Raw genomic sequence first — 3156 nt, 5'->3', positions numbered from 1 at the left:
ACGGGCTCGCGGAGCGCATCGCGGCCCTGCTGCGGTGGGTGTGGCAGGACACCGTGCGGCCGGACTGGTCGCGTCGGCGCCGGGTCGTGGAGGCCGATGTCGTGGCGCGGACGCGGGAGTTGACGGTCGGTGGCTGGGCGGCGGCGTTCGGCGGGATGCGCCCCACCATGCGCTGGCTCGGCGACGGCCGCCTGCAGATCAACGCCCACGCCTATCCGCCGCGGGACATCTCCGGGGCCGGACTGCTGTTCGTCCCCGTCACGCCGCAGCAGGGCTGGGTGTCGTGGCCGGAGCCCGTCGCCGACCGGTACGCCGTGGTGTACCCGTGCGCGGGCGCCCTCGCCGACGCGGACCGGCCACCGGCGCCCTCGGGGCTCACCGCTCTGATCGGCCCGGCCCGCGCCCAGGTCCTCGCCCTCCTCGAACAGCCGCTGACGACCACCCAGTTGGTGGCGCTGACCGGCCAGGGCCTCGGTTCGGTGGGCCGCCACCTCAAGGTGCTGGCCGACGCCCGCCTCGTACGGCGGCGCCGGGCGGGACGCTCGGTGCTGTACTACCGCTCCGCCGCCGGGGACACGCTGCTCGCGGCGCAGGGGGACGCCGGCTCCTGAGACGGGCCCGTGCGCCAGGACGGACCCCGTGGCGGGCCCGTCTTTTTCGGGCGCTACGCTGCCCTCGCGTACGCCCGGGGCGCAGGCCCCGGTGGTGCGCACCTCCATGTCCGGACCGCGTTCGCGGCCGGCCCCGCCCGCACCCTGGATCGCGATCACCCCATGTCTTGGTTCGAATCATTCATTCTCGGACTCGTCCAGGGGCTGACGGAGTTCCTCCCGATCTCGTCGAGCGCCCACCTCCGCCTCACCGCCGCCTTCGCCGGGTGGAGCGACCCGGGCGCCGCCTTCACGGCGATCACGCAGCTCGGCACCGAGACCGCGGTGGTCATCTTCTTCCGCAAGGACATCGCGCGGATCATCTCGGCGTGGTTCCGGTCCCTGACCGACAAGTCCCTGCGCGGCGACCACGACGCGCAGATGGGCTGGCTGGTGATCGTGGGCTCGATCCCGATCGGCGTGCTGGGGGTCACCTTCAAGGACCAGATCGAGGGCCCGTTCCGCGATCTGCGCCTGACGGCCACGACGCTGATCGTGATGGGTGTCATCCTCGGCGTCGCCGACCGTCTCGCGGCCCGTGACGAGCTGGGCGGCAGGCACCGCGCGGTCCGCTCCCGCAAGGAGCTCAAGGACCTGTCCGTCAAGGACGGCCTGATCTACGGCCTGTGCCAGGCGCTGGCCCTGGTCCCGGGCGTCTCCCGCTCCGGCGCGACGATCAGCGGCGGCCTCTTTCTCGGCTACACGCGCGAGTCGGCCGCCCGCTACTCGTTCCTCCTCGCCATCCCCGCCGTACTCGCCTCCGGCGTCTTCGAGCTCAAGGACGCGGCGGAGGGCGGCCACGTGTCCTGGGGTCCGACGATCTTCGCGACGTTGATCGCCTTCGGTGTGGGCTACGCCGTGATCTCGTGGCTCATGAAGTTCATCTCGACGAAGAGCTTCATGCCGTTCGTCTACTACCGGATCGCGCTCGGCGTCGCACTGTTCGTGCTGGTCAGCGTGGGCGTGCTCAGCCCGCACGCGGCGGAGTCGGCGGGCTGACGCCGCCGGCGCTCCACCGGATCGCCGGCGGGACGACGCGGGCGCACAGCGGCATGCCGCGGGCGTCCGTCAGCCCCAGGCTCCCGACCAGCAGACCGGTGCGTGCGGCCGTGTCGAGCACCTCGTCGGGCACGGCGTCGAGCAGGAGCTTCGCCCGGCGGAACATGGTGAAGGCCCCGGCCTCGTCTACCGTCCCCCAGGACAGGTAGAGGAAGCGCCCGCCGGGACCGCCCTGGACATGGGGCCCCAGCACATCGATGCCGGCCGGTGTCCGCTTCGCGGTGGTGTCCAGCGTCCAGCTCGCGGACGGGGCGTCACCGGGCACGAGCCCGAGGAGCTCGGCCGGGCGGGCGCGGCGCTGCACCGCGACATGGACGTTCCGGTGGACGGCCGCGCCACCGTCGTCGGGTGCCGGGCAGGTACGGCCGGGCAGGTCCACGGCGTCGATGCGGATACGCATGTCCCCACTGGCACGGGTGTCACCACTGGCACGGGTGTCACTACGGGTACGCGTGCCGCCACGGGTACGCATGTCGCTACGAGTACGCATACCGCCATCATCGCCGCCGCGCCGCGGCCCGTCCCCGCGTCACCAGGCGAGCGGCCCCTGGGCGTCGAAGTAGCCGCCGGTCGGTCCGTCCGGCCCGATCTGCGCCATCCGCACGATGATCTCCGCGCCCTCCTCGACGGTCTGCACCCCGGTGTTGCCGTTGAGGTCGGTCTTGGTGAAGCCCGGCTCGACGGAGTTGATCCGGATCTCCGGGAACGCCTTGGCGTACTGCACCGTGAGCATGTTCACCGCGGTCTTGGAGGCCGGGTAGGCGATGCCCGGGTAGCCGTGGGCCGGGGCGGTGGGGTCGGTGACCAGGGCCATCGAGCCGAGGCCGCTGCTGACGTTCACGATGACGGGGGCGGCGGAGCGGCGCAGCAGCGGCAGGAACGCGTGGGTGACGCGCAGCGTCCCGAAGACGTTCGTCTCGAAGAGCGGGCGCAGGGTGTCGACGGTCTCGTCGGCGGGGGCGACGACGGTGTTCCCGGCGGCGCGGCCCTCGATGCCGGCGTTGTTGACGAGGACGTCCAGACCGCCGTCGGCCTCGATCCCGGCCGCGGCCGCGCGCACGGAGTCCTCGTCGGTGATGTCGATGACGACGTGGCGGGCGCCGAGCTCCGCGGCGGCGGCCCGGCCGCGCTCCGCGTCGCGGCTGCCCACGTAGACGGTGTGGCCCGCGGCGAGGAGGCGGCGGGCGGTTTCGTGGCCGAGGCCCTTGTTGGCGCCGGTGATCAGTGTCGTGGTCATGGCTCCAGGTTCCGTCGGCGGCGCGGGGGCAGCCAGCCGTCCCGTCTTCCTGGGACCGGCGGTACCAGGAAGATCCGTACCGGACGGTGCACAGTGGGGGCATGGTGCGTGCGCAGGCGGAGTCGTTCGGGGACGCGGTGCGACGGTGGCGGGACCGCGTCCCGCCCGGGTCGGCGGGCCTCGCCACGGTCGGGCAGCGGCGGGCGGCCG

4 protein-coding genes are annotated in these 3156 nt (G+C 73.2%); 2 read left to right on the top strand and 2 right to left on the bottom strand.

Features of this window, described 5'->3' with window-relative positions; translation table 11 throughout:
• Together G3I40_RS21555 and G3I40_RS21550 are read left to right on the top strand one after the other, a co-directional pair.
• Positions 1 to 611, top strand: a 611-nt coding sequence (locus tag G3I40_RS21555; protein WP_164303780.1) for an ArsR family transcriptional regulator, incomplete at its 5' end; no start/stop codon positions are given.
• A 162-nt stretch (positions 612 to 773) separates the two neighbouring features.
• Positions 774 to 1649 carry an undecaprenyl-diphosphate phosphatase gene (locus G3I40_RS21550; protein WP_164303779.1) on the top strand — a complete coding sequence of 292 codons (876 nt, stop codon included), beginning with the start codon at positions 774 to 776 and terminating at the stop codon, positions 1647 to 1649.
• Here the strand turns inward: G3I40_RS21550 and G3I40_RS21545 are convergent.
• Together G3I40_RS21545 and G3I40_RS21540 are read right to left on the bottom strand one after the other, a co-directional pair.
• On the bottom strand, positions 1618 to 2109 hold the full coding sequence (locus G3I40_RS21545) for a DUF5990 family protein (RefSeq protein ID WP_164303778.1): 492 nt from the start codon (positions 2107 to 2109) through the stop codon (positions 1618 to 1620). The two genes, G3I40_RS21550 and G3I40_RS21545, sit on opposite strands and share 32 nt — an antisense overlap.
• A 129-nt stretch (positions 2110 to 2238) precedes the next feature.
• Entirely contained in the window at positions 2239 to 2946 is a 708-nt protein-coding gene (locus tag G3I40_RS21540; protein WP_164303777.1) for an SDR family NAD(P)-dependent oxidoreductase, read from the bottom strand.
• Positions 2947 to 3156 lie beyond the last annotated feature (210 nt).

The sequence above is a fragment of the Streptomyces sp. SID14478 genome (assembly GCF_010548525.1).
Lineage (GTDB): Bacteria > Actinomycetota > Actinomycetes > Streptomycetales > Streptomycetaceae > Streptomyces.
The sequence above is the reverse complement of the archived record's forward strand: the minus strand, read 5'-3'. Positions and strand labels throughout refer to the sequence as shown.

What these genes read in the sequence shown, in the direction of transcription:
- G3I40_RS21550 (WP_164303779.1), top strand. Translation starts at nt 774, where the DNA reads ATGTCTTGGTTCGAATCATTCATTCTCGGACTCGTCCAGGGGCTGACG.
- G3I40_RS21545 (WP_164303778.1), bottom strand. Translation starts at nt 2,109, where the DNA reads ATGCGTATCCGCATCGACGCCGTGGACCTGCCCGGCCGTACCTGCCCG.
- G3I40_RS21540 (WP_164303777.1), bottom strand. Translation starts at nt 2,946, where the DNA reads ATGACCACGACACTGATCACCGGCGCCAACAAGGGCCTCGGCCACGAA.